The following is a 25,227-nucleotide window of genomic DNA, read 5'->3' on the forward strand; positions in this document are numbered from 1 at the left end:
TCGGTCAGGAATCCGTCACGAATTCCTGACCGACAGGGACGCTCGCGCGGCCGCCGACGCCCGCTCGAAGGCGGACAGCACGGGCTCGTTGAAGAGCACGAAGCGGACCTCGTCGATGGCCGCCGGGTTGGCGTCGTCCCACGACCGCACGGCCTCCAGGGCTTCGCGCGCGACGTCGTCGGGCGACCAGCCGTACACGCCGGCACCGACGGCGGGGAACGCGACGGTCCGGGCGCGGAGGTCGGCCGCGACGTCCAGCGACCGGGAGAAGCACGAGGCGAGCAGTGCGGGGTCCGTCTGCCCGGCGTGCCGGTTCGGCCCCACCGTGTGGATCACCCACGCGGCGGGCAGGTCGAAGCCGGGCGTCGCGACGGCGTCGCCCACCGGCAGGCCGTCGGGCAGGGTGCTGCGGCGCAGCTCGCGGCACGCCTCCAGCAGGCGCGGGCCCGCGGCGGCGTGGATGGCGCCGTCGACCCCGCCGCCGCCCAGCAGCGACGAGTTCGCGGCGTTGACGATGGCGTCCGAGGCGACGGTCGTGAGGTCGCCGCGTTCGAGGACGAGCTCCACGGTTCCTCCTGGGGGTCGCGAGCGGGTCGAGGGCAGGGGCGCCTGGACGTCAGGCCGTCCGCAGGGCCTTGTCCTCGTCGGGCATGAGGATCCACAGCACGATGTAGGCGAGCACCTGCGGGCCGGGGATGAGGATCGACGCGACGGAGAGCACGCGGACGAGGCCGCGGCTCCAGCCGAGGTAGTCGGCGAGGCCGGCGCAGACGCCGCCGAGCACGCGACCGTGCTTCGGGCGGAACAGCTTGCGCTTCGGCGCGGGGGAGGGCTGGACGTACGGGGTCGAGGTCGGTGTGGTCATGCTTCGACGGTACGAGCGGCGCCGCGCGCTCGGTATCGGGTGGTCCCCCGGTTCGACCCTGAGTAGCCCGACCCTGAGGGACCCCGACCGGATCAGTCGGAGACGGCGGCTGCGACGCGCCGCTGGGAGGCCCGCGCGAACGCGGGCCAGCGGTCCCAGTAGTACGGCAGGGCGATGATGCCCTGCACCAGCGTCCAGCCGCGCCCTCGCTCCCAGGCGCCGTCGTCGAGGTCGCCGCCGGGACCCGCCCCGGCCGCCTCGCGGAACGCGTCGCGGTCGCGGCCGGCGAACAGCCACCAGGCGGGGGGCAGGTCCGCCGCCGGGTCGCCGATGCCGATGGTGCCCCAGTCGATGACGGCGGTGAGGCGGCCACCGTCGACGACCAGGTTGCCGGGCATGAGGTCGCCGTGCAGCCATCTGCCGGGCACCGGGTCGGCGGCGGCCTCCAGGGCCGCGTCCCACGCCTTGAGGACGGCGGGGCCGTCGACGCGGTCGCCGGCATCGGCGGTGGCGCGGCGGACGTCGTCGTCGAGGTGGGCGAGCGGCACGCCGCGGCTCGTGCCCGTCTTGGAGGGTCCGCCCGTCGGGTCGGCGGCGCGCAGCGCGGTGACGAAGCCGCCAAGGTCGACGGCGGCGCGCGCCGGGTCGAGGTTCGGCTCCGTGGACGGGTCGAGCGGGTCCGACGGCGGCGCGCCGGGGACCCACGGCGCCACCGACCAGGGGAACGGGTAGCCGTCGTCCGGCTCGCCGACAGCGAGCGGCGCCGGCACGGTCAGCGGCAGGAGCGGGGCGAGGTACGGCAGCCAGCGCGCGTCGGACCGCGCCTGCTCGCCGGACCACCCGACCTTCGGCATCCGGGCCACCAGGTCCGCACCGAGCCGGAACAGCAGATGGTCGGTGCCGGACTCCCGCACCGGCGTCACGGGCAGCGCGGCCCACCGCGGGTGCTGCGCCGCGATCAGGCGGCGGACGTCGTCGGCGGTGACGGGGACCTCGTCGTCGTGCAGCGGCATGGGCCGACCGTAGGCGCGCGCCACCGGGTGCGGCCAGGTGATACTCGGGCAGTGACACGCGGAAAGGCTCGGCGGACGACGGCGGTGCTCACGGCCGTGCTCGCGCTCGCGGCGCCGGGGGCGTGCGCCCCGGGGCCGGCGTCGTCGGCGTCCTCGGTCGCGGCGTCCGAGACGCCGTCGGAGGTCTCGCTGCCGCCCACGAGCGGCACCTTCGACTATCAGCTCGGCGGCGCGTACGACGAGGTGGCGGGCGCGACGGCGATCGACGTCGTCGTCCGCGACGCGACGGCCGACCCGCTGCCCGGGGCGTACTCCGTCTGCTACGTCAACGGCTTCCAGACCCAGCCCGACCAGGCGGACCTGTGGGCGGACCGCGAGGAGCTGCTGCTGCACGACGCGGACGGCGACCTCGTCGTCGACCCGGACTGGCCGGACGAGCACGTGCTGGACCCGTCGACCGCCGACCAGCGCGCGGGGATCCTCGAGGTGCTCGGGCCGGTGGTGACGGGGTGCGCGGAGGACGGCTTCGACGCCGTCGAGCTCGACAACCTCGACACGTGGACGCGGTTCGACCAGATCGACGAGGCGGGCGCGTACGCGCTGGCCCGGGCGTACGTCGACCTGGCGCACGGAGCGGGGCTCGCCGTCGCGCAGAAGAACGCCGCCGAGATCACGCGGGTCGCGCACGACGAGCTCGGCTTCGACCTCGCCGTCACCGAGGAGTGCGCCGCGTGGGACGAGTGCGCCGCGTACACCGACGTCTACGGCGACCGTGTGCTGCAGGTGGAGTACCCCGACGCCCTCGACGACGCGGGCCTGACCTTCGACGACGTCTGCGCGCGGGACGACCGCGCGCCGCTGACGATCCTGCGTGACCGGGACCTCGTCGCTGCCGTGGAGGACGGGTACGCCTACGACGCCTGCTGACGCCGTCGCGCCGGTTCAGCCCTGCGTGAGGTGCGCGACGAGCTTGCGGGTGACGCGGTCGAGGTCGGAGCGGTCGCGGCTGGTGAGGGGGGCGACGGCGTCGGCCTGGCCGGCGGCGTGCTTCGTGACGGCCTCGTCCACCAGGCGCAGGCCCTCGGGGGTGAGCTCGACGTCGAGGCTGCGCCGGTCGTGGGCGCTCGGCACGCGGACGATCCAGCCGCGCTTCTCCAGCCGGTCGAGCCGGCCCGTCATCGTGCCCGTGGTCATGAGCAGCGCCCGGGCGAGGCTGGTGGGGGAGAGGCGGTACGGCTCGCCCGACCGGCGCAGGGCGAACATGACGTCGCCGTCGCCGCGGTTCACGCCGTAGCCCGCCGCGACGCTCTCGGTCCGGGCGTCCACGAGCGCGGCCGCGCGGGTCAGCCGCGCGAGCAGCGCCATCGTGTCGCGGTCGATGTCGGGTCGCTGGTCGGCCCACTGCTGGACCAGGGCGTCGATGCGGTCGTTGTCGTCCACCCCGGCACTTTAGCTTGCGCGCGAGTTACTTGCGGTCTACCTTCGCCTCAAGTCACTCGTACATAAGTAACTTGAGGAGGAGTAATGGCGACAACACTGACGCTCAACGGGTCCGAGTCCCTGGTGGTGCGCGAGAGCACGACCGACCGCCTCGAGGTGGAGGCCACCTACGAGCCGCGGGGCGAGCGCCCGCCAAAGCACGTGCATCCGCACCACGACGAGGAGTTCACGGTGCTCTCGGGCACCGTCCGGGTGGGGTTCGCCGACGACGAGCGCGACTACGCGGCGGGTGAGGCGTTCGTCGTCCCGCGCGGCACCGCCCACCACATGTGGAACCCGGGGGACGAGCCGGCCGTCCTGCGGTGGCTCAGCACGCCCGCCGGCCGCGTCGAGGAGTTCTTCACCGCCATGGACCGGCTGCAGCGCGAGGGGCGCGTCGGGCTCGTCCCGCTGGTCGGCGTCCTGCACCGCTATCGCGACGTCATGCGGCCGACGTCGCCCGTCACCCGTGCCGCCGTCGCCTTCCTCGGCCCCCTCGCGCGTCGCGACCGCTGACGCCCCCCCCGCGCCCCGACCGCGCCGCCCGCCCCTGACCGACCCGCAGACCCAGGAGATCCCCATGTTCCGCAAGCACCTCGCCACCACGCTCACCGTGCTGCTCGCCGTCGGCATCGGCTACGTGGGTATCAGCTACCTGTTCTTCCCCGCGGCGACCGCGCCGCAGTTCGGCATGGCGGTGTGGCCCGAGGGCGACGCGGCCACCTTCCTCGTCACGAAGGGTGCCCGCGACCTCACGTCCGGGCTGGTCCCCCTCGCGCTGCTGCTCACGGGCCAGCGCCGCGCGCTCGGCTGGGTGCTGACGATCTGGACCCTCGTGCCCCTCAGCGACGCCGCGCTCATCCTGTCCACCGGCGGATCGACAGTCACGGCGCTGGCCGTGCACGGCGTGACCGCGCTCGCGCTGGTGGTCACCGGCGTCCTGCTGCTGACCGAGAAGCCGGCACCGGCGACCCGGACCATCGCGCCGACCACAGCTCCCCAGGGCGCTTCCAGCAGCCGTTGACCTGGCGCTATGCTCCCGCTCGGCGAGCGTGCGTCCTCGCCCTCGGACGGCGCCGTCCGGGTGTTCTGCCAGGAGCGGGGAGCACGATGCAGCAGCGAGGCGGGGCGCGCGAGCGTCTGACGCGGACGGCCCGGAGGCTACGACCGCTGTGGGTCGGCGTGAGCGCCCTGGCGGTCGTGACGGCAGGGCTCGGACCGGCCGCGGCGGCTACCGGCGAGCCGGCTGCCCCGTCGGGGTTGTGGGTGAACTCGGAGGAGTGCGGACCCGAGCCTCTGTCCACCACGATCGCGAGCGCCGACACCGGCTCTCTGCCGCTGGAGGCGACCTTCGGCGACCCTGCGCCGACCACAGCTCGCTTCGAGGTGCTGCGCGCCGACGGCACGGTCGCGCTCGACCAGGACTTCGACCTGGAGCAGGACGGCCGTGTCTCCCGCGTCGTGCGGCTGGCCCGGGCCGGGCTCGTCGAGGGCTCGACGTACACGTTCCGGGTCCGCGCGCGGGGCGCGGACGGTGCCGACGGTGCGGCGCTGCAGTGCGACTTCGCGTTCGACCAGGGGCCGGCGAAGCCGACGACGGTGCCGGTCCTGGGCGAACCCGCGGTGTACCCGTCCGACCAGGCGGGCGGAGGCGTCGGGGCCCGCGGGGCGTTCGTCGTCCTGCCCGGCGACGACGAGACGGTCGCCTACGACTACGGCTTCACGCAGGAGTACGACGGGTTCCCCGAGAGGACGACGAGGATCGCCGCGGCCGAGGCGGGACCGACGGTGATCCCGTTCGTGCCGGCGGTGGAGGGCGACCAGTACCTCAAGGTGGCGCCGGTCGACGCCGCCGGGTTGCAAGGGGGACGGACCTCCCGGACGATCCGGGTCGCCGCCGGTGCCCCGGTGCGTCCGGCTCCCGCCGTGACCGTCGTCGAGCCCAAGGACAGCGTCCCGGGTGACGGTCGCCTCCCGCTCGAACTCACGGTCTCCTCGGCCGTGGCGTGGGACCTCTCCCGGCTCGACGGTGAGTTCGTCCTGCGGTACCGCGGCGTCGAGCTCGCCCGGGTGCCGGCTGCCGCGGCGACCGAGCGAGTGATGGTCGACGAGGCGGCCCTCGGGACGGGGTTCCGCGACCTGCAGGTGGAGTACCGGCAGTTCGCCGGGGCCACGCCCGTCGTGTCGACGGCGCGCGTGTGCGGGGGGTCGTGCTCGTTCGGGGGCGGCAAGGTCTCGGTCGGCTCGGACACCGGCAAGGTCAGCGTGACCACCGACCTGACGGCCCGGGTGTCCGCGTTCTCGCCCGCTCCGGCGTCGTACACCTACCAGTGGCTGCGCGACGGGAAAGCGATCAAGGGCGCGACGACGAAGGACTACCTGGGCGTCCCGACGGATCAGGGCCACCGGCTGTCGGTGAAGGTGACCGCGCACGGCCCGCGGATGGAGCCACGCTCCGTGACGTCGTCGCCCGTCCTGGTGGGCGACCGCGACGAGATACACGCGGTCTACGGCGTGCGGTCCATCGGGAATCGATGGGTGAAGTACCTCGACTTCCGGGAGTTCCGTGACGGGGCGACCGCCGGCGTCGTCGGGGGAGGGCGCTCGGTCGAGCTGCTCGCCGCCAGCTTCTACTCCCGCGCGTACGACATCGCCCTGAGCCCGTCCGACGACGTGCCGCTGTGGTTCGACATGACGGGCTACGTGCAGGGCCGGGGCTGGACGGACCTGAAGCGCCGGGACTCCATGGACTACGTCGGCAGCATCGGCGAGAAGCGCCGGCTCGAGGCGATCCGCATCGACACGGCGGGGCCGGTGTCGCCGTACTACGACGTCTTCTACCGCGTCTACGTACCCGGGCGCGGCTGGCTGGGCTGGGCGACGAACGGCGGCACGTCGGGCACGATCGGCTACGGCAGCCGCATCGAGGGGGTGCAGATCAAGGTGCTGCCCCACGGGAAGACGCCCACGGCGTCAGGCACCGGCAACGCGCCCTCCTACTCGCGGTCGACGCAGAAGCAGGTGCACGTCGAGGCGTTCATGGATCCCGGCAAGGTGTGGCGCGTGCCCATGGGCGGGGGATCGACGGCGGGGCGCGCCGACAGCGTCAGCGCGCCCCAGCGGCTGAACGCCCTGCGGGTGGACCTCGACGGCCGGTACTCCGGCAGCGTGCAGGTCTCCGCCAAGGTCAAGGGCGACGGATGGCGGGCGTACGTCGGCGACGACCGGACGGCCGGGTCGACCGGCTACGGATTGCCGACCTCGGCCTACCGCATGCGCCTCACGGGAAGCATGGCGGACCACTACCGCCTCTATTACCGCACGTACGTCCAGGGCGTCGGCTGGCTGGGCTGGGCGCACGACGGCGCGGCGTCCGGCACGTCGTCGTACACCCCGCGGCCGACGGCGGTGCAGGTGCTCCTGGTGCCGAAGGGCGAGGCCGCGCCGCGCAGCGGCTACGGGAGGGCGGCCTACCGCAGCTGACGCGGCGTCGGGGCCGGGTCACCAGCCGTTCGGGCTGAGCACCTTGCGGATGCGTTTCTCGCTGACGGCGCCGTCCGTGCCGAGCTGCTGGGCGAACAGCGAGACGCGCAGCTCCTCGATCAGCCAGCGCACGTCCGCCAGCTCCGCCGCCCGGGCCGGGTCGGCGGGGCCGGCGGCGTACGCGGCGCGGGCCTTGTCGTAGGCCTCGGCGACGTCGTGCACGCGCCAGGCGAGCTCCGCATCGCGTGCGGGGTTCGTCTGCGCCTTCTCCAGCCGGTACGACGCCGCGCGCAGGTAGCGCACCAGGTGCGGGACGCGGCGCGGCGGCGTCTGCGCGACGAACCCGTCGTGGATCAGCCCGGCGACGTGGTCGCGGATGTCCTGCAGCGTGTTGAGCAGCGCGAGCGACGACGACGCGCGGACCTCGCCCTCGACCGTGCGCCAGGCGGCCAGCGCGGCGACGACGTGCCCCACGACCCGGTGCACCTCGTCCTCCAGGTGCCGGCGGACGAACTCGCGCGCCGCCGCGTACACCTCGGCGTCACGGACCTGCGTGGCGACCGGGCCGCCCGTCGGGGTGCCCGGCGCCTTCTCCGCGTCCGGGCTGGTCAGGGCGATGACGGCGGCGAGCTGCAGGTCGCCGACCAGCGCCTCGGTGTTCCGGTACGGCGCGGCCGCCAGCGTCAGCGACTGCTTCGACGTCCAGCGCGACGTGATGCGGCCCGCCTGCAGCGCCGTCTCCGCCAGTAGCAGGCGGCGCACGCCGCGCGCGTGCGCGGCGTCGCGGCCGGACGCGTCGGCGAGCACGCGCAGCGCGACCGACGGCTTGCGCTGCGCGTCCTCCTCCTCGACGAGCGCGGGGTAACCGCGCACCACCACCCCGCCGCCGAGGTCGGTCGAGACGCTCGCGGGGAGCGCGCCGTCGGGCAGGCCCTCCGGCCAGGTCGTGAGGCCGGTCTGCTCGGGGACGACGGCGCTCGCGCCGCCGGTCGCGGTCGGCGCGGGGGCGGTCCGCGCGGGGCGCCCCGGCGTCGGAGCGGACGGCGCGGACGCGGCGGTGCCCGCCGAGCGTCGCGCCTCCTCCAGAGCCAGCCCGACGGCGCCCTTCACGGCCGCGCGGACGGCGGCCTCGGCCTGCGCGGCGAGCCGCTTCTGGAGCGACAGCAGGTCCTTGGACTCGTCGAGCGGGACGGGCGCGGGGCGACGGCCCCTGCCCCTCCGGCCCTTCCCCTTCGGTGCGCCCTTCGTCGTGTCCCGCGCGCCCGCGGGGGCGGCGTCCTCGACCCGGAACGTCATGCGCAGGTGCGCGGGTAGCCGCTCGACGCGCTCGGCGTCCCAGACGTCGTCGGGGATGACGACGTCGCGCAGCGCGCGGACGGCGCGGGAGAACGCGGCGTGGAACGGCTCGGCCATGTCGCCGGCGCGGGTCATGTCCTCCCACGACGGCGTGTTCGCGCGCAGCCAGCCGGCAACGGCGCGGCCGACGTCCGGCGCGGGGACGAGCTGCACGCGCACGGCCTTGGGCAGGGACTTGATGGTGGCGACGCACAGCTCGTCGAGCAGGCCCGGCACCATCCAGTCGAAGCCGTCGGGGGCGACCCGGTTGAGGATCGACAGCGGGACGTGCACGGTGACGCCGTCGGCCGCCGCGCCGGGCTGGAACTGGTACGTCAGCGGCAACGTGACCTCGCCCTGCGTCCAGGTCTCCGGGAACTCGGACGTGTCCACGGCGTCGGCGTCGACCAGCTGGTCGAGCGTGAACGTCAGCAGGTCCGGCGTCTCGCGCTGCGCCGTGCGCCACCAGCGGTCGAAGTGGGCGGCGCTGACGACGTCGTCGGGCACGCGCTCGTCGTAGAAGGCGAAGAGGTCGTCCTCCGACGCGACGAGCCCGCGCTGCCGCGAGCGCGCCTCGAGCTCCTCCGCCTCGGCGAGCAGGCGCCGGTTCTCGGCGAAGAACTGGTGGTGCGTGGTCCACTGCCCCTCGACGAGCGCGTGCCGCACGAACATCTCGCGCGCGGCCTCCGGGTCCACCTTGGCGTAGAGCACGGGCCGGTCGGCGACGATCGGCACGCCGTACAGCAGCACCTTCTCCGTGGCCATGGCCGCGCCCTGCTTGGTGGACCAGTGCGGGTCGGAGTAGGTGTGCTTGGCGAGCGGGCCCGCGAGCTCCTCGGCCCACTCGGGCTTGATGCGGGCGACGTCGCGCGCCCACAGCCGGGACGTCTCGACGAGCTCGCCGGCCATGATCCACTCCGGCGGCTTCTTGCTCAGCGGCGAGCCGGGGAAGATCGCGAACCGGGCGCCGCGCGCGCCGACGTACTCGTTGCGGGCGCGCTTGGCGGCCTGGCGCAGCGCGCGGGCGCGGGCCTCGCCGCGCAGGTGCGCCACCGACGACGCCTTGATCTCGCCGGTGTCCTGCATGCCGATCTGGCTGAGCAGCCCCGCCAGCAGCGACCGGTGGATGGTGTCGTCGTCCCACGTGAGGCGGTGGTCCACCTCGACCGCCTCGTCCTCGACCGAGGACGCCGCGCGGGGCCTGAACGACATGTCGATGCCGAGCGGCTTGGCCATCTCGCGCAGCTGCGCGACGACGTCCTGCCACTCGCGGATGCGCAGGAAGTTGAGGTACTCGGCCTTGCACATCCGGCGGAACGCGGACGAGCCCATCTCGTGCTGCTGGCCGCGGACGTACTCCCACAGGTTCAGCGCGGTGAGGAAGTCGGACGACTGGTCGGTGAACCGGGCGTGCAGCTGGTCGGCCTGCGCGCGGGACTCCGAAGGGCGCTCGCGCGGGTCCTGGATGGACAGCAGCGCGGCGACGATCGCGACCTCGCGCGCGACGCCGCGCTTCGAGCCCTCGATGATCATGCGGGCCAGGCGCGGGTCCATCGGCAGCTGCGCGAGCGTGCGGCCGACGTCGGTGAGGCGCGTCGCGCCGTCCGTCGTCTCCAGCGCGCCCAGCTCGGACAGCAGCTGCACGCCGTCGCGCACGGCCCGCGTGTCCGGGGGCTCGACGAACGGGAACTTCGCCACGTCGTCGGGAGTCGTCACGACGCCGACGCTGATCATCTGCAGCAGCACGGACGCCAGCGACGTGCGCAGGATCTCCGGCTCGGTGAACTCCGGCCGGTTCTCGAAGTCGTCCTGCGAGTAGAGCCGGATCGCGACGCCGTCGGCCACGCGGCCCGAGCGCCCGGAGCGCTGGTTGGCCGACGCCTGGCTGATCGGCTCGATCGGCAGCCGCTGCACCTTGGTCGCCTTGGAGTAGCGCGAGATGCGCGCCGTGCCCGGGTCGACGACGTAGTGGATGCCCGGCACCGTCAGCGACGTCTCCGCGACGTTCGTCGACAGCACGATGCGGCGGCCCGGGTGCGACTGGAAGACGCGGTGCTGCTCCGCGGCCGACAGCCGCGAGTACAGCGGCAGGATCTCGACGTGGTCGGGGCGCCTGGCGTCCCGCACGCGGTCCTTGAGGTGCCCCTCCAGGGCGTCCGCGGCGTCGTGGATCTCCCGCTCGCCGGACAGGAACACGAGGATGTCGCCGGGGCCCTCGCGCATCAGCTCGTCGCAGGCCTCGACGATGCCCGTGACCAGGTCCTTCTCCTCGCCCTTGGCCTTCTTGGGCTGGTCGGGGTCGGTGTCCGGGGACAGGGGGCGCCAGCGGATCTCGACGGGGTACGTGCGCCCGGTGACCTCGACGACGGGCGCGGCGTCGGGCAGCACGTCGACGACGGCCTCGGGCGCCCCGCCGATCTCGGCCAGGTGCGACGGCGAGAAGTGGGCGGCGAAGCGCTCCGAGTCGATCGTCGCGGACGTGATGACGAGCTTGAGGTCCGGGCGGCGCGGCAGCAGCCGGGACAGGTAGCCGAGCAGGAAGTCGATGTTGAGCGACCGCTCGTGCGCCTCGTCGATGACGATCGTGTCGTACGCGAGCAGGTCCGGGTCCCGCTGGATCTGGGCCAGCAGGATGCCGTCGGTCATCACCTTGACGAGCGTCTCGTCGCTCGACTCGTCGGTGAACCGCACCTGATAGCCGACGACGCCGCCCAGCGGGGTGGACAGCTCCTCCGCGACGCGCTCGGCGACGCTGCGCGCCGCGATCCGCCTCGGCTGCGTGTGCCCGATCTGGCCCTTCCGGCCGCGCCCGAGCTCCAGCAGGATCTTCGGCAGCTGCGTCGTCTTGCCGGACCCCGTCTCGCCCGCGACGACGACGACCTGGTGGTCGCGGATCGCGGCGGCGATGTCCTCCCGGCGCGCCGAGACCGGCAGCTGCTCGGGGTAGACGATGGGTGGCACCTCGACGGCGGCGCGCAGCGCGGCGGCCTTCTCGAGCTGCTCGCGGCTGACGCGGCGCGGGCCCGCCTGCCGGGGGCCGCGCCCCTGCCCGCGACCGCGCCCTCGGCCCCGCCCGCGACCCCGACCGTGTCCCCGGTCCTGGGGACGACGCGCACCGCCGTCGTCCGACGACGACTGCGGTGCGGGGCTGGGCTCGGTGCTCACGACGTCCCATTCTCTCAACCTCGGCAAGGTGATTCGTGCCCGCCCGCCGCGCCGTCCTCACACCCGACCACGACGTCGCCCGGAGGCGGCCCGGTGAGGCGCACGGGCGAGGCGACGAACAGCCCCGCCGCGAGGAGCGCGAGCGCCGTCCCGGCGGTGCACCACCGCGTCACGACCGCGGCCGTCCGGGCCCGGAGCGACCGGCGCACGAGGACGACGACGCCCAGCCCGGCGAGACCGCCCGCGGTGTTGACGACGACGTCGGTGACGTCCGAGCTCCCGACGGCGAGGACGTACTGCGCTGTCTCGAGGAGCGCGCTCGCGCCGGCGAGAGCGCCCGCGACCCGCCACCACGGCCAGGACGGCGCGAGGAGCCCGAGGTAGACGCCGCAGGGCAGGAAGAGCAGGAGGTTGAGCACGAGCTCGACGGGCTCGCTGGCGCCCGCGTGGGCGGTGGCCGCGAACGGCACGAGCTTGACCACGCGCTGGCCCGCCTCGCCGACCCGGGGGACGTCGAGCTTCCAGAGAACGGTCCAGGCGAGCAGGAGGAGGTACGCCGCGAACAGCAGGGGCAGGAGCCGCGAGCGGGGCGCGGGCACGGGGACGGTCATCGCTCCAGCCCACCAGGCGTCATGTTGCGGGAGCGTATGCGGAGCCCCGCGGTCACCGCCGGGGGCGCACGCTCGACGCGCGGACGGTGAGCGTCGGGTCGAGCAGCAGGCGGTGCGTCGGGCGGCGGTCGCCCTCCGTGAGCCGGGCGACCATGGTCTCCACGGCGAGCCGCCCGACGTCGTACGTCGGGGGCCGGACGGCGGTGAGCGGCGGGTCGCCCAGCTCGGCGACCTCGTCGTCGTACGCGACGATCGCGAGGTCGTCGGGCACCCGGACGCCGTGGTCCTGGCAGTACTGCGCGAAGGTGAGCGCGAACGGGTCGGAGTGCAGCAGCAGGGCCGTGGTGCCCGTGCGCCGGATCTCGTCCAGGGTCGACGCGAGCCGTTCGGCGCGGCCCGGGCGGTCGAAGCCGTCGCTGTGCCCGACGACCTGCTCGTCGGGGTCGATCCCCAGGGTGCGCAGCGCGTCGTGCCACCCGTGGCCGAGGGCGCGCGACGTCGTCGTCCCCGCGATCGACAGCAGCCCGATGCGCCGGTGCCCCTGGGCGTGCAGGTGCCACACCGCGGTCGCCGCGCCGGACGCGTGGTCGGACACCACCCACTCCAGGCTCTTGAAAGGGCTGATCTCCGGCGGCCGGCGGTCGGCGAGCAGCACCGGCGTGCGCAGCCGGTCGAGCCAGCCCAGGAGCTCGCCGACGAGCGGCCCGTCCAGCGTGGGCGTCACGACGAGCCCGTCCACCCCCGCCTCCGCGAGCCGCCGGCACTGGTGACGGTCCTCGTCGGGGTCGTAGGCCGTGGTGCGGATGACGAGCCGGACCCCGGCGCGCGCCGCGGCGGCCCGCGCCCCGGCCACGACCCGGGGGAAGTAGTAGTCGAGCTGCGGCACGACGAGGCCGATCGTGAGCCGCGAGCCCCGGGCGGTGGGCTCGGGCGCGGGCGCCGGGGCGACGCCCGCGGACGGCTCCGGCAGCGCTGCGCCGCCGTGCACGCGGACGAGGAGCCCTTTCGCGGCCAGCGCGTTCACGTCGCGCCGGACCGTCATCGCGGACACGCCGAGCTGGGCGGCGAGCGCGCCGACCGCGACGGTCCCGTGGGTGCGCAGCTCCCGCATGATGTGCTCGCGCCGCGCCGTGCTCAGCTCCGGGCCGGGCGTGGGTGCCACCGATGCCTCCTGGGGAGCCGGAACTGCTTGTTCGAGTCTGTTCATTTCTAGCCGACGACGGTGTCTGCGGGGGGTTGCCGTCCGACACTCGTGCACGTCCGAGCCGACGGCGGCCGACGAAGCCCGACGAGCAGGAGTCGAGATGACCGTGCGAACGCACACGCAGGAACCGGTGACGGCCGAGCTCGACCGGAGCGCGCTCGACTTCACGCCCTGGCGGTTCTGGGCCGACGCCGACGACGAACGGCGCGACCGCCAGCTCGCCCTGCAGGCGGAGCTCTGCCGCGAGCGCGGGTACGTGCTCGGCGAGCGGTGCTTCGTGTCCGAGCAGGCGTCGGTGACGAACGAGGTTCTCGAGCTGGGCGACCGCACCTACGTCGCCGCGGGCGCGTACGTCAGCGGCAGCCTGCGGGCGGGCCGCGACTGCACCCTCAACCCGTACACGGTGGTGCGCGGCGACGTGCGCCTCGGCGACGCCGTCCGGATCGGCTCGCACACGTCCGTGCTCGGCTTCAACCACTCGACGGACCCGGACACGGAGGTGCACCGCCAGCCGCTGACCTCCGCGGGGATCACCGTCGGCGACGACGTGTGGATCGGCTCCCACGTCGTCGTGCTCGACGGCGTCGCCGTGGGGGACAAGGCGGTGCTGGCCGCGGGGGCGGTCGTCACCAAGGACGTGCCGGCGGGCGCCGTCGTGGGTGGCAACCCGGCGCGGCTGATCCGCTGGCGGGTGCCGCAGGCCGCCGCGGCGCCGGCCGCCGGTGGGCTCGCGCGAGAGGTGCGCGAGTTCGCCGACACGGCCCGCGAGCAGGCCCGGTCGCTGCTCGACCGCTGCTGGGACCCCGCGACCGGGCTGTTCGTCGACGCCCCCGGCACGGCGCCCACCGTCCGGGCCCAGTGCGACGCCGTCGAGATCGCGGACCTGCTGCTCGGCGGTCCCCCGCCGCAGCTGCCGGCCGAGGAGCAGGTCGCCCGGCTGCGGTCCTGGCAGGACCCGGCCACGGGCATGGTCGGCGAGCTCGGGGCCGACCTCGCACCCGTGCCGCCCCGCCCGGGCCTGTTCGACCCCGCCGCCGGCTACCACGTCCTGTCCGTCGGGTACGCGCTCGACCTCCTGGGCAGCGCCTTCGCGCACCCCGTCGCCGTCGTGGCGGACGCGACCCCGGGCGACGTGATCGACGGCCTGGAGCGGCAGGACTGGCACGCCGGCGCGTGGTCGGCCGGCCACTGGGTCGACATCCTCGGCACCGCGATGCACTGGAACCGCCGCGCCGGCGTCGCCGGGTCGCCGGGGGCGCAGGAGTCCCTGCTCGGGTGGCTGCTCACCCGGGCGGACCCGCGCACGGGCACGTGGGGCACGCCGGGCGGGCCCGACGGGCTGCTGCAGGTCGTCAACGGCTACTACCGGGCGTCGCGGGGCACGTTCGCCCAGCTCGGGCTGCCCGTGCCGTTCCCGGAGCGCGTGGTCGACACCGTGCTGGAGCACGCCCGCGACCCGCGGTTCTTCCGGCCGGAGCAGCAGAACGCGTGCGACGTGCTCGACGTCGCCCACCCGCTGTGGCTCACCCGCGGCACCGGCCACCGCGGCGACGAGGTCGTCGAGCTGGCGCGGGGCCTGCTCGCGCAGGCGCTGCGCCGCTGGTCGGCCGGCGAGGGCTTCGCCTTCCGGGCTGCGCACCCGTCGACCGCCGGTACCCCGGCGACGACGCCGGGCCTGCAGGGCACGGAGATGTGGCTGGCGATCGTGTGGCTGCTCGCCGACCTCGCCGGGCTGGCCGACCAGCTCGGCTACCGGCCGCGCGGGGTGCACCGGCCGGAACCCGTCGAGGGGTGACGGGTCCCGGCCGGTCGGCGCTCAGGGCACGCGGTACCCGGCGGCCCGGAACAGCTCGTACCACTCGGCCCGCGTGAGCGGGAGGTCCGAGCCCTGCGCCGCGCCGGCGACGCGCTCCGGCGTCGTCGTCCCCAGCACGACCTGCATCCCCGCCGGGTGGCGCGTGATCCACGCGACCGCGATCGCGATGGGCGGCACGTCGTACTTCGCGGCGAGACGGTCGATCACCGCGTTGAGCTCGGGGTAGTCGTCCGAGCCGAGGAAGACGCCGGTGAAGAACCCGGCCTGGAACGGCGACCAGGCCTGCACGGTGATGTCGTTCAGGCGGCAGTAGTCGAGGATGCCGCCGCCGTCGAGGGTGAGCGACTGGTCCTCGCCGGCCATGTTGGCCGCGACGCCCTGCGCCACGATCGGCGCGTGCGTGATCGAGAGCTGGAGCTGGTTCGCGACGATCGGCTGGCGCACCGACTTCTTCAGCAGCTCGATCTGGCCGGGCGTGTGGTTGGAGACGCCGAACGAGCGGACCTTGCCGGACGACTCGAGGTGGTCGAACGCGCGCGCCACCTCGTCCGGCTCCACGAGCGCGTCGGGGCGGTGCAGCAGGAGCACGTCGAGGTGGTCGGTGCCGAGCGCTTCGAGGGAGCCCTCGACCGACTCGACCAGGTGCTCGTACGAGAAGTCGAAGTACGGCCCCTCGCGCACGATGCCGGCCTTGGACTGGATGGTGAGCTGCTCGCGCTCGGACGGCGTGAGACGCATGGCTTCGGCGAAGCGGCGCTCGCAGCCGTGCAGGTCGTCGCCGTAGACGTCGGCGTGGTCGACGAAGTCGATGCCGGCGTCGCGGCCGGTGCGGACCAGCTCGCGGACGGCGTCGTCGTCCAGCTGCTGGATGCGCATGAGGCCGAGCACGACGTTCGGGACCTGGCGGCCGGTGGCGCCCAGGGGGACGGTTCGCATGAATCCTCCTCGATCGGGGGAGAGGTGGGTCGGCGGTGGTGGTGCGGCGGGTCAGGAGCCGGAGAGCTCGGCGAGCTCCTCGGCCGTGAGGACGAGGTCGACGGCACGCGCGGAGTCCTCGACGCTGGCCGGTCGTGACGCCCCCGGGATCGGCACGACGACGGGCGCGAGCGCCAGCTCCCACGCGAGCGTCACCTGCTGCGGGCTGACGCCGCGGGCCTCGGCGACGCGTCCGAACGCGGCGTGCGCGGTGCCGACCTCGCCCGCCCGGCGGATCCCGCCGAGCGGCGACCACGGCAGGAACGCGACGCCGAGGGACGCGCAGTGCTCGAGCTCGGCCAGGCTGGAGCGGAACGCGGGCGAGAACTGGTTCTGCACGGACGCGAGCCGCCCGCCCAGCACGTCGTTCGCCTCGTCGATCTGCGCGACGCTCGCGTTCGAGATGCCGGCCTGGACGATGACGCCCTCGTCGAGCAGCTCGACCAGCGCGCCGATCGACTCGGCGTACGGCACGGCGGGGTCCGGCCGGTGGAACTGGTAGAGCCCGATCGCCTCGACGCCGAGGCGGCGGGCGGACTCCCGGGCAGCCTTCCTGAGGTGCTCGGGGCGGCCGTCCTGCGTCCACGACCCGTCGCCGGGGCGCAGGTGGCCGCCCTTGGTGGCGACCAGCACGCTCGACGCGTCGCCGCCCCACGAGCGCAGCGCGCGGGCGATCAGCTCCTCGTTGTGGCCGACCTCGTCGGCGTGCAGGTGATAGGCGTCGGCGGTGTCGATCAGGGTGATCCCGGCGTCCAGCGCCGCGTGGATCGTGGCGACCGAGCGCGCCTCGTCGGGGCGGCCCTCGATGGACATCGGCATTCCGCCGAGCCCGATCGCGCTGACAGACTGGTTTCCGATCGTGCGAGCGTTCACAGCACTCCTTGTGTCGTCGGTGCCTCCGACGATAGGAAGATGACGTTGATGAGTCCAACAACTTGACCTCATAGGTTCCAGCACTGGGAGTGATCAATGGAGCTGCGTCAGATGGAGTACCTCGTCGCGGTGGCCGACGAGGGCCACTTCACACGGGCCGCCGCCCTGTGCGGGGTCACGCAGTCCGGGCTGTCCGCCGCGATCCGCAACCTCGAGCGCGAGCTCGGCACCTCGCTGTTCCTGCGCACCACCCGCCAGGTCTCCCTCACGGACGCCGGGCGCGCCCTGCTGCCCTTCGCCCGGCGGATGCTGGCGCAGGCGTCGGCGGGCCGTGACGCGGTGGTGCGCGCCAGCCAGCAGCTCTCGGGTCGGCTCCGGCTGGGCTCCGAGCAGTGCCTCGGCGTGGTCGACGTGGCGCCGCTGCTCGAGCGCTTCCGCCTGCGCTACCCGCTCGTGGACGTCCAGTTCACCCAGGCCGGCTCGCGCGAGCTCACCGCGCAGGTGCGGGCGGGCGACCTCGACGTCGCATTCGTCGCGGCCACCGAGCACCTCGGGTCCCTGCGCCGGCTCGAGCTCGGCCGCCGCCCGATCGTGCTGCTCACGCACGCGACCGACCCGCTCGCCGCGGCCCCCGAGATCGCGTGGGAGGACCTCGTCGACCGCGACTTCGTCGACTTCCGGGAGCAGTGGGCCATCCGGCGGCTCGCCGACGACGCGTTCGGCGCCCGGCACCTCGAGCGACGGGTGCGGATGAGCGTCGACGACGTGCACACGCTGCTCGACTTCGTGCAGCGCGGCCTCGGCATCGCCGTCGTCCCGCAGCACGTCGCGACCAAGCCGCAGGCCGCGGGCCTCGCGGTGCTGGAGCTGCCCGAGCGCGGGACGCCCGAGTGGGTGGTCGCCGCCATCGCGTCGCCGACGGCCGAGCCCACCGCCGCGCGGCTGCTGGAGCTCGTCGGGGAGGCGAACCTGGCCGTGGCGCAGCCGGCCTGATGTCGTACCCCGACCACCCCGGTGGCGCGGGTAAGGTCGGCACCGCCCGAGAGCCGGGCCGAACGAGGAGGTCATCGTGCGCGTCGCCGTCCTGGACGACTACCAGCGGGTCGCCCACCGCTTCGCGGACTGGGCGAGCCTGGGGGCCGAGGTCGACGTCCTCGACCACCCGCTGGCCGACGACGACGCGGTGGCCGCGGCGCTCGCGGGGTACGACGTCGTCGTCGCGATGCGGGAGCGCACGCCGTTCACCGCGGCGCGGCTGGCCCGCCTGCCCGACCTGCGGCTGCTGGTGACGACCGGGCGGCAGAACGCGGCGATCGATCTCGACGCGGCGCGCGAGCGCGGCGTCGTCGTGTGCGGCACGGAGTCCCCGGCGAACGCGACGCCCGAACTCACGTGGGCGCTGATCCTCGCGGTGCTGCGGCACGTGCCCGCCGAGGACCGGGCGATGCGCGACGGCGGGTGGCAGCACACCGTGGGCGGAGACCTGGAGGGTCGCCGGCTGGGCGTCGTCGGGCTGGGGCGACTCGGCACGCGCGTGGCGCGCGTCGGTCAGGCGTTCGGGATGGACGTCGTCGCGTGGAGCCAGCGCCTCGACCCGGCGACGGCCGAGGAGGCCGGGGTGCGCGCCGTCGCGAAGGACGAGCTGTTCGCGACGTCCGACGTCGTCACCGTGCACTACAAGCTGAGCGACCGCAGCCGCGGCATCGTGGGCGCCGACGACCTGGCGCGCATGAGACCCACCGCCGTGCTCGTCAACACCTCGCGCGGGCCGCTCGTGGACACGGACGCCCTGCTCGCCGCGCTGCACGACGGCCGGATCGGCGGGGCCGGGCTGGACGTGTACGACGTCGAGCCGCTGCCCGCCGACCACCCGCTGCGCTCCGCGCCGCGCACCGTGCTCACGCCGCACGTCGGATACGTCACCGAGGCGACGTACCGCACCTTCTACGGCCAGGCCGTGGAGGACGTCGCCGCCTGGGCGGCGGGGGCGCCGGTGCGCGTGCTGACGTGACCGGACAGGTCAGACCGACATCCCGTACCCGTCGAGCGTCGAGGTCGTGGCGAACGACGCGAACAGGCCGCCGAACACCGCGAGCACGATGAACAGCACGTACAGCACCCAGAGCGCGGTGAACGCGATGGACAGCCACAGCCCCCACTTGCCGAGGACGTTCGGGTAGCCCACCTTCTTCGACTCCGACAGCGCCATCGCGGACACCACGATGCCGGCGGGCGCGATGACGAACGCGAGCACGAAGCCGACGATGCCCATCGTCTTGCCGGGCGGCTCCGGCGCGTAGGCGGGGTACGCCGGGTACGGCGCGTGGGGGTACTGGCCCTGCCCGGCCGGGTAGCCCTGCTGCGGGTACGCGTGCTGCTGGTAGGGCTGCTCGCCGTATCCGGGCTGGGGCTGCTGCGGGCTCGGCTCCTGGTACGGCTGACCGGGCTGGTGCGGATCGCTCACCGGCACAGTGTGACGCAGCGCGGGGCGCAGGTCGAGCACGTCGTCAGCCCGGGACGGCGCGGGCGTAGCGCGCCGCCAGCACGCGCAGGTGGTCGACCAGCTCGGGCGGTTCGGTGACGTGGAAGTCGAGGCCGAGCATGCCGATCCAGACGGCGACCGCCTCGACGCTGTCGCCGCCGGTGACGAGGACGCTGCGGCCGTCGGGCAGCGGCTCGACGGTGCCGACGGCGGGGTTGATGCGGGCCAGCACCTCCTCGGCGGGGGCGTCCACCACGATGCGGGCGTGCACGGCCCAGCCCGTGCGCGCGACCTCGCGCACCACGAACTCCGAGAAGTCGCCGGGGAACGGCTCCGGCCGGAACCGCCTTCCGCCCGGCGTGCGCAGCCGCAGCCAGTCGACGCGGAAGGGTGCCCAGGCGCCGGCCCCGGGGCCTGCGGCGGGGCCGACGCTCCGCGCGACGAGGAACCAGCGGCGCTGCCACGAGACCAGGCGGTACGGCTCGAGCTCCACCGGCTCGTCGCGGTAGAGAGCTCGCAGCCCCTGGTGGTCGCGGATCGCGTCGGCGACGGCGGACAGCGTGCCCGAGTCGATCCCCGGGTCCGCGACGTTGGAGCCGGTGTTCTCAGGGCCCGTGGTGCTCGCGTCGCGGATCGCGGCCAGGCGGCTCCGCAGGCGGTCGGGCAGCACCTGCTCCAGCTTGGTGAGCGCGGACTGACCGGACTCCTCGAAGCCCGCGGTGCCGGTCGCGGCGCGCAGCCCGACGGCGACGGCGACCGCCTCGCCGTCGTCGAGCAGCAGCGGGGGGAGCCGCGCCCCCGCCCCGAGCCGGTAGCGCCCGCCCGGGCCGCGCACGGCGTGCACGGGGTAGCCGAGCTCTCGCAGGCGCGCGACGTCGTTGCGCACGGTGCGGTCGGTGACGTCGAGGCGGTCGGCGAGCTCCGCGCCGGACCAGTCGGGGCGGGACTGGAGCAGCCCCAGCAGGGCGAGAAGTCGTGCGGATGCAGAGCCCATCGGGGCCTCCGGGGGCGACAGGGGAGACGCGTTCAGAAACTCGTCGGAACGAGGTCAGAATAACGGAAAGAAGTATTCCGGAACCCTGTCTACGGTGGGTGTCAGGAGCTGGGGAGAACGCCCGGCCCACGATCTCGGGAGCACGCCATGACCTCGACGACCACCTCGACAGCCGCCACCCTCGAGCTCCGCCCCTTCACCGTGCACGTCCCGCAGGCCGACCTGGACGACCTGCAGCAGCGCCTCGAGCGCACCCGCTTCGCGCCGGCCGCCCCCGGCGACTCGTGGGAGTACGGCACCCCCGAGTCGTACCTGCGCGACATGGTCGAGCGCTGGAAGGCCTTCGACTGGCGCGCCGTGGAGGCACGGCTCAACGCCTACCCGCAGTTCACGACCGAGATCGACGGGCAGACGATCCACTTCCTGCACGTGCGCTCGCCGCACCCGGGCGCGACGCCGCTGCTGCTCGCCCACACCTACCCCGGCTCGGTGCTCGACTTCCTCGACATGATCGACCCGCTCGTCGACCCCGTCGCCCACGGCGGGCGTGCCGAGGACGCGTTCGACGTCGTCGTGCCGTCGATGCCCGGGTTCGGGTTCTCGACCCCGGTCGCGCCGGCCCCGAACGGCAGGGACTGGACGATGTCCCAGGTGGCGAGCCTGTACGACGGGCTGATGCGAGGGCTCGGGTACGGCGCCTACGGGATCCACGGCAGCGACGCGGGTGCGATGATCTCCCGCGAGCTCGCCGTCGCCGAGCCCGACGGGTTCCTCGGCGCCCACGTGCTGCACCTGTTCTCGTTCCCCTCCGGGGCCGAGGGCGAGATGGACGGCTTCGGGCCGAAGGAGTACGCGGCGCTCGGGCACATGCAGTGGTTCCAGTCCGTGGGCGCGTACAACACCATGAACGCGTCACGTCCGCAGACCGTCGCGGCAGGCCTGGCGGACTCGCCCGTGGCGACGCTGGCCTACTCCGAGCTGTTCGAGAGCTTCGGCAACGGCACCGCGCTCGTCTCGGCCGACCAGGTGCTGGCGCAGGCGAGCCTGTACTGGCTGACCAACACCTACGCCAACGCCGCCCGCTACCACTACTCCGAGCAGCGGACCGGGGCGGAGCCGGTCGTGAGCACCGGCCGTCTCGGAGTGGCCGTGTTCAAGGACGACTTCCAGACCATCCGCAGCCTCGCCGAGCGGGACAACTCCAACATCCAGCACTGGTCCGAGTTCTCGCGCGGGGGCCACTACGCCGCGCTGGAGGTGCCGGACGACGTCGTCGCCGACCTGCGGGTGTTCTTCGGCTGAGCCGGCCGGACCGTCACTTCGGCAACGAGTGGATCTGTTCGGCACGGGACTGTGCCGAACAGATCTGCTCCGTACCGAACTGATCGTCGTGGTGGAATCGACGGGTGTTCACGCGACCCCGCACCCGCCTCGACCTGGTCCCCCGCCGCGTGCGCGTGCACGCCGTCACCGAGCTGACCGGCACGCTGCGCCGCACCACGTTCCGCGACGTCGACGGCGCGGACCCGGGCGCCCCGACGTCGCTCGCGGCGCTGCGGGCGCCCGGCCCGGAGGACCACGTGAAGGTGTTCCTGCCCGACCCGGCCACCGGCGAGCTGCACGCCCCCACCCTGGCCGCGGACGGCGGGCTGCAGCGGCCGACCGGCGTCGTCTCCATCTCGCGGGACCTCACCGTGCGGGCCACGCGGACGGTCGACGGGGTGGCCGAGGTCGACATCGACTGGGTGCTGCACGGCGACGAGGGGCCGGCGTCCGCCTGGGCGTCCCGGGCGGCCGTGGGCGCCGAGGTCGTCCTCGCGGGGCCGCGCGGCAGCGTCGGGGTGCCGGACGGGATCGGCCGGCTGACTCTGGCCGGCGACGAGACCGGCCTGCCTGCCCTCGCCCGCTGGGTGGCTGCCGTCGGGACGGACGTGCCGGTGACCGCGATCGTCGAGATCGGCGACGACGTCGACGAGGCGCACGTCGAGAGCGAGCTGGACGGCGCGGCAGTCGAGATCCTCTACCGGACCGACGGCCCAGGGCAGCTCGCGGACGCCGTCCGCTCCCTGGGTGGGCTGGAGCCGGACGAGCTGTTCGTCGGGCTCGGCGAGGCCGACGACCTGGTCCCCGTGCGCCGCTACCTCCGGCGCGAGCTGGGGCTCCCCGCCGAGCAGGTGCAGGTCTCCGGGTACTGGCGGCGCGGCACGGTCAACCTCGACCACCATCTGCCGATCGACCCGAGCGACCCGGACTGACCCTGACGCCGACGCGCCGCGTCAGGCGGCGGCGTTCTCCGTCTCACCGCGCAGGGCGTCGATCTGCTCCTGCAGGGTGGACAGCAGGTCGGCCACCTTGTCGGAGCCGTTCTCCCGCGCCTCGTCCGTCACGTGCTTGACCTCGGCGGATGCCGCCTCGAGGGCCACCTGCGCGTCCTCGAGGGCGACGACCGCGCCGTCCTGCGACTTCTCGGCCCGCGCGAGTGCCTCGCGTGCCTCGTCGGTCGCGGCCTGGGCGGAGGCCATCGCGTTCGTGACGTCGGTGCGGAGCTCGTCGGGGATGCCGGTCACCTGCTCCTCGATGCGCTGCAGGTCGGAGTCGATGGCCTCGGCCTGGCTCTGCGCGTCGGCGATGAACTGTTCGACGTCGGCGGGGGCGGAACACGCGCCGAGCATCATCGCGAGGGCGAGGAGGCTCGCCGCGGCGAGACGGGTCGTCGTCTTGCCCTTCGTGGTGCTCGTCGTCGCTGACGTCATGGCCACGATTCTGCACTGCCAACCTGAACATTCCCTTATAGGGCCGTGGAGATCTTGCACACAGCGACCGTCCCGGCTGCCCAGGACGGCGACGCCCCGCGGCGGCAGGATGACGCCATGAGCGCGCTGACGACGTCCGAGCTGACGGCGATCTACACCGACCTGCACGCCCACCCGGAGCTCGGTTTCGCCGAGCACCGCACGGCCCGGATCGTGGCCGACCGGCTCCGCGGCTGGGGCTACGACGTGCACGAGGGGATCGGCGGGACAGGCGTCGCGGGCGTCCTGGCGAACGGCGCGGGACCGCGCGTGCTGCTGCGCGCGGACATGGACGGGCTGCCGGTCGCCGAGCGGACCGGGCTGCCGTACGCGTCGACGCAGGTCACGACGGCCGCCGACGGTCAGGAGACCGGCGTCATGCACGCCTGCGGCCACGACGTGCACGTCACCTGCCTGCTCGGCGCCGCGGCCGAGCTCGCGGCGCGCCGGGACGCCTGGTCGGGCACGCTGCTGCTCGTCTTCCAGCCGGCGGAGGAGCTGGGCAACGGCGCGCGGGCCATGCTCGACGACGGCCTCTACGCGACCGTCGGCGGCGCGCCGGACGTCGTGCTCGGCCAGCACGTCATGCCCACGCCCGCCGGCGTGGTGAGCGTGACGCCGGGCGTCGCGATGTCGGCCACGGACTCGCTGCGGATCACCCTGCACGGGCGCGGGGGCCACGGGTCGATGCCGGAGACCACCGTGGACCCCGTGCTCATGGCCGCGGCCACGGTGCAGCGGCTGCAGGGCGTCGTGTCCCGCGAGATCGCGGCGAGCGACTCGGCGGTCGTGACGGTCGGGGCGATCCACGCCGGGACCCAGCCCAACATCATCCCGGACCGCGCCGAGCTGCTCGTCAACGTGCGGACCTTCACCGAGCCGGTGCGCGATCGCGTGCTCGGTGCGATCCGCCGCATCGTCGAGGCCGAGGCCGTCGCGTCCGGCGCCAGCGAGGCGCCCGAGGTCGAGACGATCACCACCTTCGCGGCCATGGTCAACGACCCGGCGGCGACCGAGCGCACCCGCCCGGTGCTGGCCGCCGCGCTGGAGGGGCAGCGGGGCCTGATCGAGTCGGCCGGCGGCCGGCCCGCCGTCCTGACCCTGCCGCCGATGGCGGCGTCGGAGGACGTCGGCGAGCTCGCCACCGACGCCGGTGCGCCGCTCGTGTACTGGTTCCTCGGCGGCTTCGACCCGGCCCGGTTCGCCGGCGTCGACCTGACGGCCGGCAGGCTCCCCGAGGGCGTCGCGTCCAACCACTCGCCGTTCTTCGCGCCCGAGCCCGAGCCGACGCTGGACCTCGGCGTCGCGACGCTCGTCGCCGCCGCGCAGGAGTGGCTCGACTGACCCGCGCTCGATGCGCGCGGCGGGGTCAGCGGGCGCCCAGCCGGCGGCTGATCTCGGCGGCGGCGCGACCGGCCGCGGCGGCGAGGTCGTCGCGACGCGCGGCGTCGACGTCGTCGGACCAGAACGTCAGCGCCACGCCCGCCACCGGGCGGCCGGTGTGGTCGAGGGCGGCGTGCGCGACGGACGCGAGGCCGGTCGTGACCTCGCCGTCCTCGGTGGCGTGGCCGCGACGGCGGGTGTCGCGCAGCACCTCGCGCAGGTCGCGCAGCGTGCGCGGGCCGACGCCGGTGCGGTCGGCGAGCGCCGCGGCCGACGGGAACAGCGCCCGCACCTGCGGGGCCGGCAGCAGGGCCAGCACCGCGCGGCCGCTGGCGGTGAGGTGGCTGGGCAGGCGGACGTCGACGTCGGTCACGAGGCTCGGCCGGTGCGGCGCGCGCTGCTCCACGAGGTACAGCACCTCGCGGCCGTGCAGCACGGCGAGGTGCGCGCTCTCGCCCGTCGTCTCGACCAGCCGCGCGACGACGGGGCGCGCCAGCCGGGCGAGCGGCGCCTGCCGCGCGTACGCCGACCCGAGCGACAGCGACGCCGTCCCCAGCCCGTAGCGGTGCTCCTCCGGCAGGTGCGTCACGAAGCCCTCGTCCACCAGCACGGACAGCAGGTGGTAGACGGTGGACCGCGGCAGGCCCAGGTGCTGCGCGACCGCTGCCGCCGGGACCGGGCCCGCCTGCGCGGCCAGGTAGGTCAGCACCCGCAGCGTGCTGCGCGCCGCCGGGACGTCCGCCATCGGGCCCCCTTC

Annotated in this window: 23 protein-coding genes; 10 read left to right on the forward strand and 13 right to left on the reverse strand. The window is 74.5% G+C overall.

Annotated elements, in window-relative coordinates; genetic code table 11:
• Positions 1-15 precede the first annotated feature (15 nt).
• The 3 genes from ACFCZN_RS17365 to ACFCZN_RS17375 all read right to left on the reverse strand — a co-directional run bounded on the left by ACFCZN_RS17365 (position 16) and on the right by ACFCZN_RS17375 (position 1,878).
• Positions 16-567 carry an O-acetyl-ADP-ribose deacetylase gene (locus ACFCZN_RS17365; RefSeq protein WP_430557572.1) on the reverse strand — a complete coding sequence of 184 codons (552 nt, stop codon included), beginning with the start codon at positions 565-567 and terminating at the stop codon, positions 16-18.
• 49 nt (positions 568-616) lie between these two features.
• On the reverse strand, positions 617-865 hold the full coding sequence (locus ACFCZN_RS17370; protein WP_430547669.1) for a PspC domain-containing protein: 249 nt from the start codon (positions 863-865) through the stop codon (positions 617-619).
• Positions 866-957: 92 nt separating this feature from the next.
• The gene (locus ACFCZN_RS17375; protein ID WP_430557573.1) at positions 958-1,878 is read right to left on the reverse strand and encodes an aminoglycoside phosphotransferase family protein; all 921 of its coding nucleotides are present in this window, start codon (positions 1,876-1,878) and stop codon (positions 958-960) included.
• A gap of 51 nt (positions 1,879-1,929) precedes the next feature.
• On the opposite strand from ACFCZN_RS17375, the gene ACFCZN_RS17380 reads away from it, so the two are divergent.
• Positions 1,930-2,805 (forward strand): endo alpha-1,4 polygalactosaminidase, encoded by an 876-nt coding sequence (locus ACFCZN_RS17380; protein ID WP_430557574.1) that lies wholly within the window; start codon positions 1,930-1,932, stop codon positions 2,803-2,805.
• 15 nt (positions 2,806-2,820) lie between these two features.
• Here the strand turns inward: ACFCZN_RS17380 and ACFCZN_RS17385 are convergent, their stop codons facing one another.
• Positions 2,821-3,318: a MarR family winged helix-turn-helix transcriptional regulator gene (locus tag ACFCZN_RS17385; protein WP_430557575.1), complete on the reverse strand. Its 498-nt coding sequence runs from the start codon at positions 3,316-3,318 to the stop codon at positions 2,821-2,823.
• A gap of 84 nt (positions 3,319-3,402) precedes the next feature.
• Here ACFCZN_RS17385 and ACFCZN_RS17390 point away from each other — a divergent pair, with 84 nt between their 5' ends.
• The 3 genes from ACFCZN_RS17390 (at position 3,403) to ACFCZN_RS17400 (ending at position 6,840) form a co-directional block, all read left to right on the forward strand.
• On the forward strand, positions 3,403-3,873 hold the full coding sequence (locus ACFCZN_RS17390) for a cupin domain-containing protein (protein WP_430557576.1): 471 nt from the start codon (positions 3,403-3,405) through the stop codon (positions 3,871-3,873).
• Positions 3,874-3,937: 64 nt separating this feature from the next.
• Positions 3,938-4,381: a DUF4267 domain-containing protein gene (locus ACFCZN_RS17395; RefSeq protein WP_430557577.1), complete on the forward strand. Its 444-nt coding sequence runs from the start codon at positions 3,938-3,940 to the stop codon at positions 4,379-4,381.
• A gap of 158 nt (positions 4,382-4,539) precedes the next feature.
• Positions 4,540-6,840 (forward strand): hypothetical protein, encoded by a 2,301-nt coding sequence (locus ACFCZN_RS17400; RefSeq protein ID WP_430557578.1) that lies wholly within the window; start codon positions 4,540-4,542, stop codon positions 6,838-6,840.
• An 18-nt stretch (positions 6,841-6,858) separates the two neighbouring features.
• Here ACFCZN_RS17400 and hrpA read toward each other — a convergent pair whose 3' ends face one another.
• The 3 genes from hrpA to ACFCZN_RS17415 are packed head-to-tail and all read right to left on the reverse strand — an operon-like array spanning position 6,859 to position 13,113.
• A complete protein-coding gene (gene hrpA / locus ACFCZN_RS17405) occupies positions 6,859-11,340 on the reverse strand; it encodes an ATP-dependent RNA helicase HrpA (RefSeq protein ID WP_430557579.1) in 4,482 nt (1,493 codons plus the stop codon).
• 14 nt (positions 11,341-11,354) lie between these two features.
• Positions 11,355-11,951: a VanZ family protein gene (locus ACFCZN_RS17410; protein ID WP_430557580.1), complete on the reverse strand. Its 597-nt coding sequence runs from the start codon at positions 11,949-11,951 to the stop codon at positions 11,355-11,357.
• A 52-nt stretch (positions 11,952-12,003) separates the two neighbouring features.
• Positions 12,004-13,113, reverse strand: a complete 1,110-nt coding sequence (locus ACFCZN_RS17415; protein ID WP_430557581.1) for a substrate-binding domain-containing protein — start codon at positions 13,111-13,113, stop codon at positions 12,004-12,006.
• Between the two features lie 142 nt (positions 13,114-13,255).
• On the opposite strand from ACFCZN_RS17415, the gene ACFCZN_RS17420 reads away from it, so the two are divergent.
• Positions 13,256-14,950, forward strand: a complete 1,695-nt coding sequence (locus tag ACFCZN_RS17420) for an acyltransferase (protein WP_430557582.1) — start codon at positions 13,256-13,258, stop codon at positions 14,948-14,950.
• 21 nt (positions 14,951-14,971) lie between these two features.
• Here the strand turns inward: ACFCZN_RS17420 and ACFCZN_RS17425 are convergent, their stop codons facing one another.
• Both ACFCZN_RS17425 and ACFCZN_RS17430 read right to left on the reverse strand, forming a co-directional pair.
• Positions 14,972-15,907, reverse strand: a complete 936-nt coding sequence (locus ACFCZN_RS17425; RefSeq protein WP_430557583.1) for an aldo/keto reductase family oxidoreductase — start codon at positions 15,905-15,907, stop codon at positions 14,972-14,974.
• Between the two features lie 51 nt (positions 15,908-15,958).
• Positions 15,959-16,819 (reverse strand): aldo/keto reductase, encoded by an 861-nt coding sequence (locus ACFCZN_RS17430; RefSeq protein WP_430557584.1) that lies wholly within the window; start codon positions 16,817-16,819, stop codon positions 15,959-15,961.
• A 96-nt stretch (positions 16,820-16,915) separates the two neighbouring features.
• On the opposite strand from ACFCZN_RS17430, the gene ACFCZN_RS17435 reads away from it, so the two are divergent.
• Positions 16,916-17,812: a LysR family transcriptional regulator gene (locus ACFCZN_RS17435; protein ID WP_429765260.1), complete on the forward strand. Its 897-nt coding sequence runs from the start codon at positions 16,916-16,918 to the stop codon at positions 17,810-17,812.
• Positions 17,813-17,888: 76 nt separating this feature from the next.
• Complete coding sequence (locus tag ACFCZN_RS17440; RefSeq protein ID WP_430557585.1) at positions 17,889-18,830, forward strand: D-2-hydroxyacid dehydrogenase family protein; 942 nt, start codon at positions 17,889-17,891, stop codon at positions 18,828-18,830.
• Positions 18,831-18,839: 9 nt separating this feature from the next.
• On the opposite strand, the gene ACFCZN_RS17445 is transcribed toward ACFCZN_RS17440, so the two are convergent.
• Positions 18,840-19,283, reverse strand: a complete 444-nt coding sequence (locus tag ACFCZN_RS17445) for a hypothetical protein (protein WP_429765264.1) — start codon at positions 19,281-19,283, stop codon at positions 18,840-18,842.
• Positions 19,284-19,326: 43 nt separating this feature from the next.
• A complete protein-coding gene (locus tag ACFCZN_RS17450) occupies positions 19,327-20,295 on the reverse strand; it encodes a helix-turn-helix transcriptional regulator (RefSeq protein WP_430557586.1) in 969 nt (322 codons plus the stop codon).
• 147 nt (positions 20,296-20,442) lie between these two features.
• Between ACFCZN_RS17450 and ACFCZN_RS17455 the strand changes: the two genes are divergently transcribed.
• Both ACFCZN_RS17455 and ACFCZN_RS17460 read left to right on the forward strand, forming a co-directional pair.
• On the forward strand, positions 20,443-21,597 hold the full coding sequence (locus ACFCZN_RS17455; RefSeq protein WP_430557587.1) for an epoxide hydrolase family protein: 1,155 nt from the start codon (positions 20,443-20,445) through the stop codon (positions 21,595-21,597).
• Positions 21,598-21,701: 104 nt separating this feature from the next.
• Positions 21,702-22,550 carry a siderophore-interacting protein gene (locus tag ACFCZN_RS17460; RefSeq protein WP_430557588.1) on the forward strand — a complete coding sequence of 283 codons (849 nt, stop codon included), beginning with the start codon at positions 21,702-21,704 and terminating at the stop codon, positions 22,548-22,550.
• 21 nt (positions 22,551-22,571) lie between these two features.
• On the opposite strand, the gene ACFCZN_RS17465 is transcribed toward ACFCZN_RS17460, so the two are convergent.
• The gene (locus ACFCZN_RS17465) at positions 22,572-23,048 is read right to left on the reverse strand and encodes a hypothetical protein (RefSeq protein WP_429765275.1); all 477 of its coding nucleotides are present in this window, start codon (positions 23,046-23,048) and stop codon (positions 22,572-22,574) included.
• Between the two features lie 117 nt (positions 23,049-23,165).
• Here ACFCZN_RS17465 and ACFCZN_RS17470 point away from each other — a divergent pair, with 117 nt between their 5' ends.
• Complete coding sequence (locus tag ACFCZN_RS17470) at positions 23,166-24,431, forward strand: amidohydrolase (RefSeq protein ID WP_430557589.1); 1,266 nt, start codon at positions 23,166-23,168, stop codon at positions 24,429-24,431.
• A 25-nt stretch (positions 24,432-24,456) separates the two neighbouring features.
• On the opposite strand, the gene ACFCZN_RS17475 is transcribed toward ACFCZN_RS17470, so the two are convergent.
• Positions 24,457-25,215, reverse strand: a complete 759-nt coding sequence (locus ACFCZN_RS17475) for an IclR family transcriptional regulator (RefSeq protein WP_430557590.1) — start codon at positions 25,213-25,215, stop codon at positions 24,457-24,459.
• Between the last annotated feature and the right edge of the window lie 12 nt (positions 25,216-25,227).

This window comes from Isoptericola sp. NPDC056134 (assembly GCF_042264825.1).
Lineage (GTDB): Bacteria > Actinomycetota > Actinomycetes > Actinomycetales > Cellulomonadaceae > Isoptericola > Isoptericola nanjingensis.

Bases quoted from the DNA above. Each gene is read 5' to 3' on its own strand.
- ACFCZN_RS17455 (WP_430557587.1), top strand. From the start codon at position 20,443: ATGACCTCGACGACCACCTCGACAGCCGCCACCCTCGAGCTCCGCCCC.
- ACFCZN_RS17450 (WP_430557586.1), bottom strand. From the start codon at position 20,295: ATGGGCTCTGCATCCGCACGACTTCTCGCCCTGCTGGGGCTGCTCCAG.
- ACFCZN_RS17395 (WP_430557577.1), top strand. From the start codon at position 3,938: ATGTTCCGCAAGCACCTCGCCACCACGCTCACCGTGCTGCTCGCCGTC.
- ACFCZN_RS17435 (WP_429765260.1), top strand. From the start codon at position 16,916: ATGGAGCTGCGTCAGATGGAGTACCTCGTCGCGGTGGCCGACGAGGGC.
- ACFCZN_RS17375 (WP_430557573.1), bottom strand. From the start codon at position 1,878: ATGCCGCTGCACGACGACGAGGTCCCCGTCACCGCCGACGACGTCCGC.
- ACFCZN_RS17370 (WP_430547669.1), bottom strand. From the start codon at position 865: ATGACCACACCGACCTCGACCCCGTACGTCCAGCCCTCCCCCGCGCCG.
- ACFCZN_RS17470 (WP_430557589.1), top strand. From the start codon at position 23,166: ATGAGCGCGCTGACGACGTCCGAGCTGACGGCGATCTACACCGACCTG.
- ACFCZN_RS17410 (WP_430557580.1), bottom strand. From the start codon at position 11,951: ATGACCGTCCCCGTGCCCGCGCCCCGCTCGCGGCTCCTGCCCCTGCTG.
- ACFCZN_RS17425 (WP_430557583.1), bottom strand. From the start codon at position 15,907: ATGCGAACCGTCCCCCTGGGCGCCACCGGCCGCCAGGTCCCGAACGTC.
- ACFCZN_RS17465 (WP_429765275.1), bottom strand. From the start codon at position 23,048: ATGACGTCAGCGACGACGAGCACCACGAAGGGCAAGACGACGACCCGT.
- ACFCZN_RS17475 (WP_430557590.1), bottom strand. From the start codon at position 25,215: ATGGCGGACGTCCCGGCGGCGCGCAGCACGCTGCGGGTGCTGACCTAC.
- ACFCZN_RS17390 (WP_430557576.1), top strand. From the start codon at position 3,403: ATGGCGACAACACTGACGCTCAACGGGTCCGAGTCCCTGGTGGTGCGC.
- ACFCZN_RS17420 (WP_430557582.1), top strand. From the start codon at position 13,256: ATGACCGTGCGAACGCACACGCAGGAACCGGTGACGGCCGAGCTCGAC.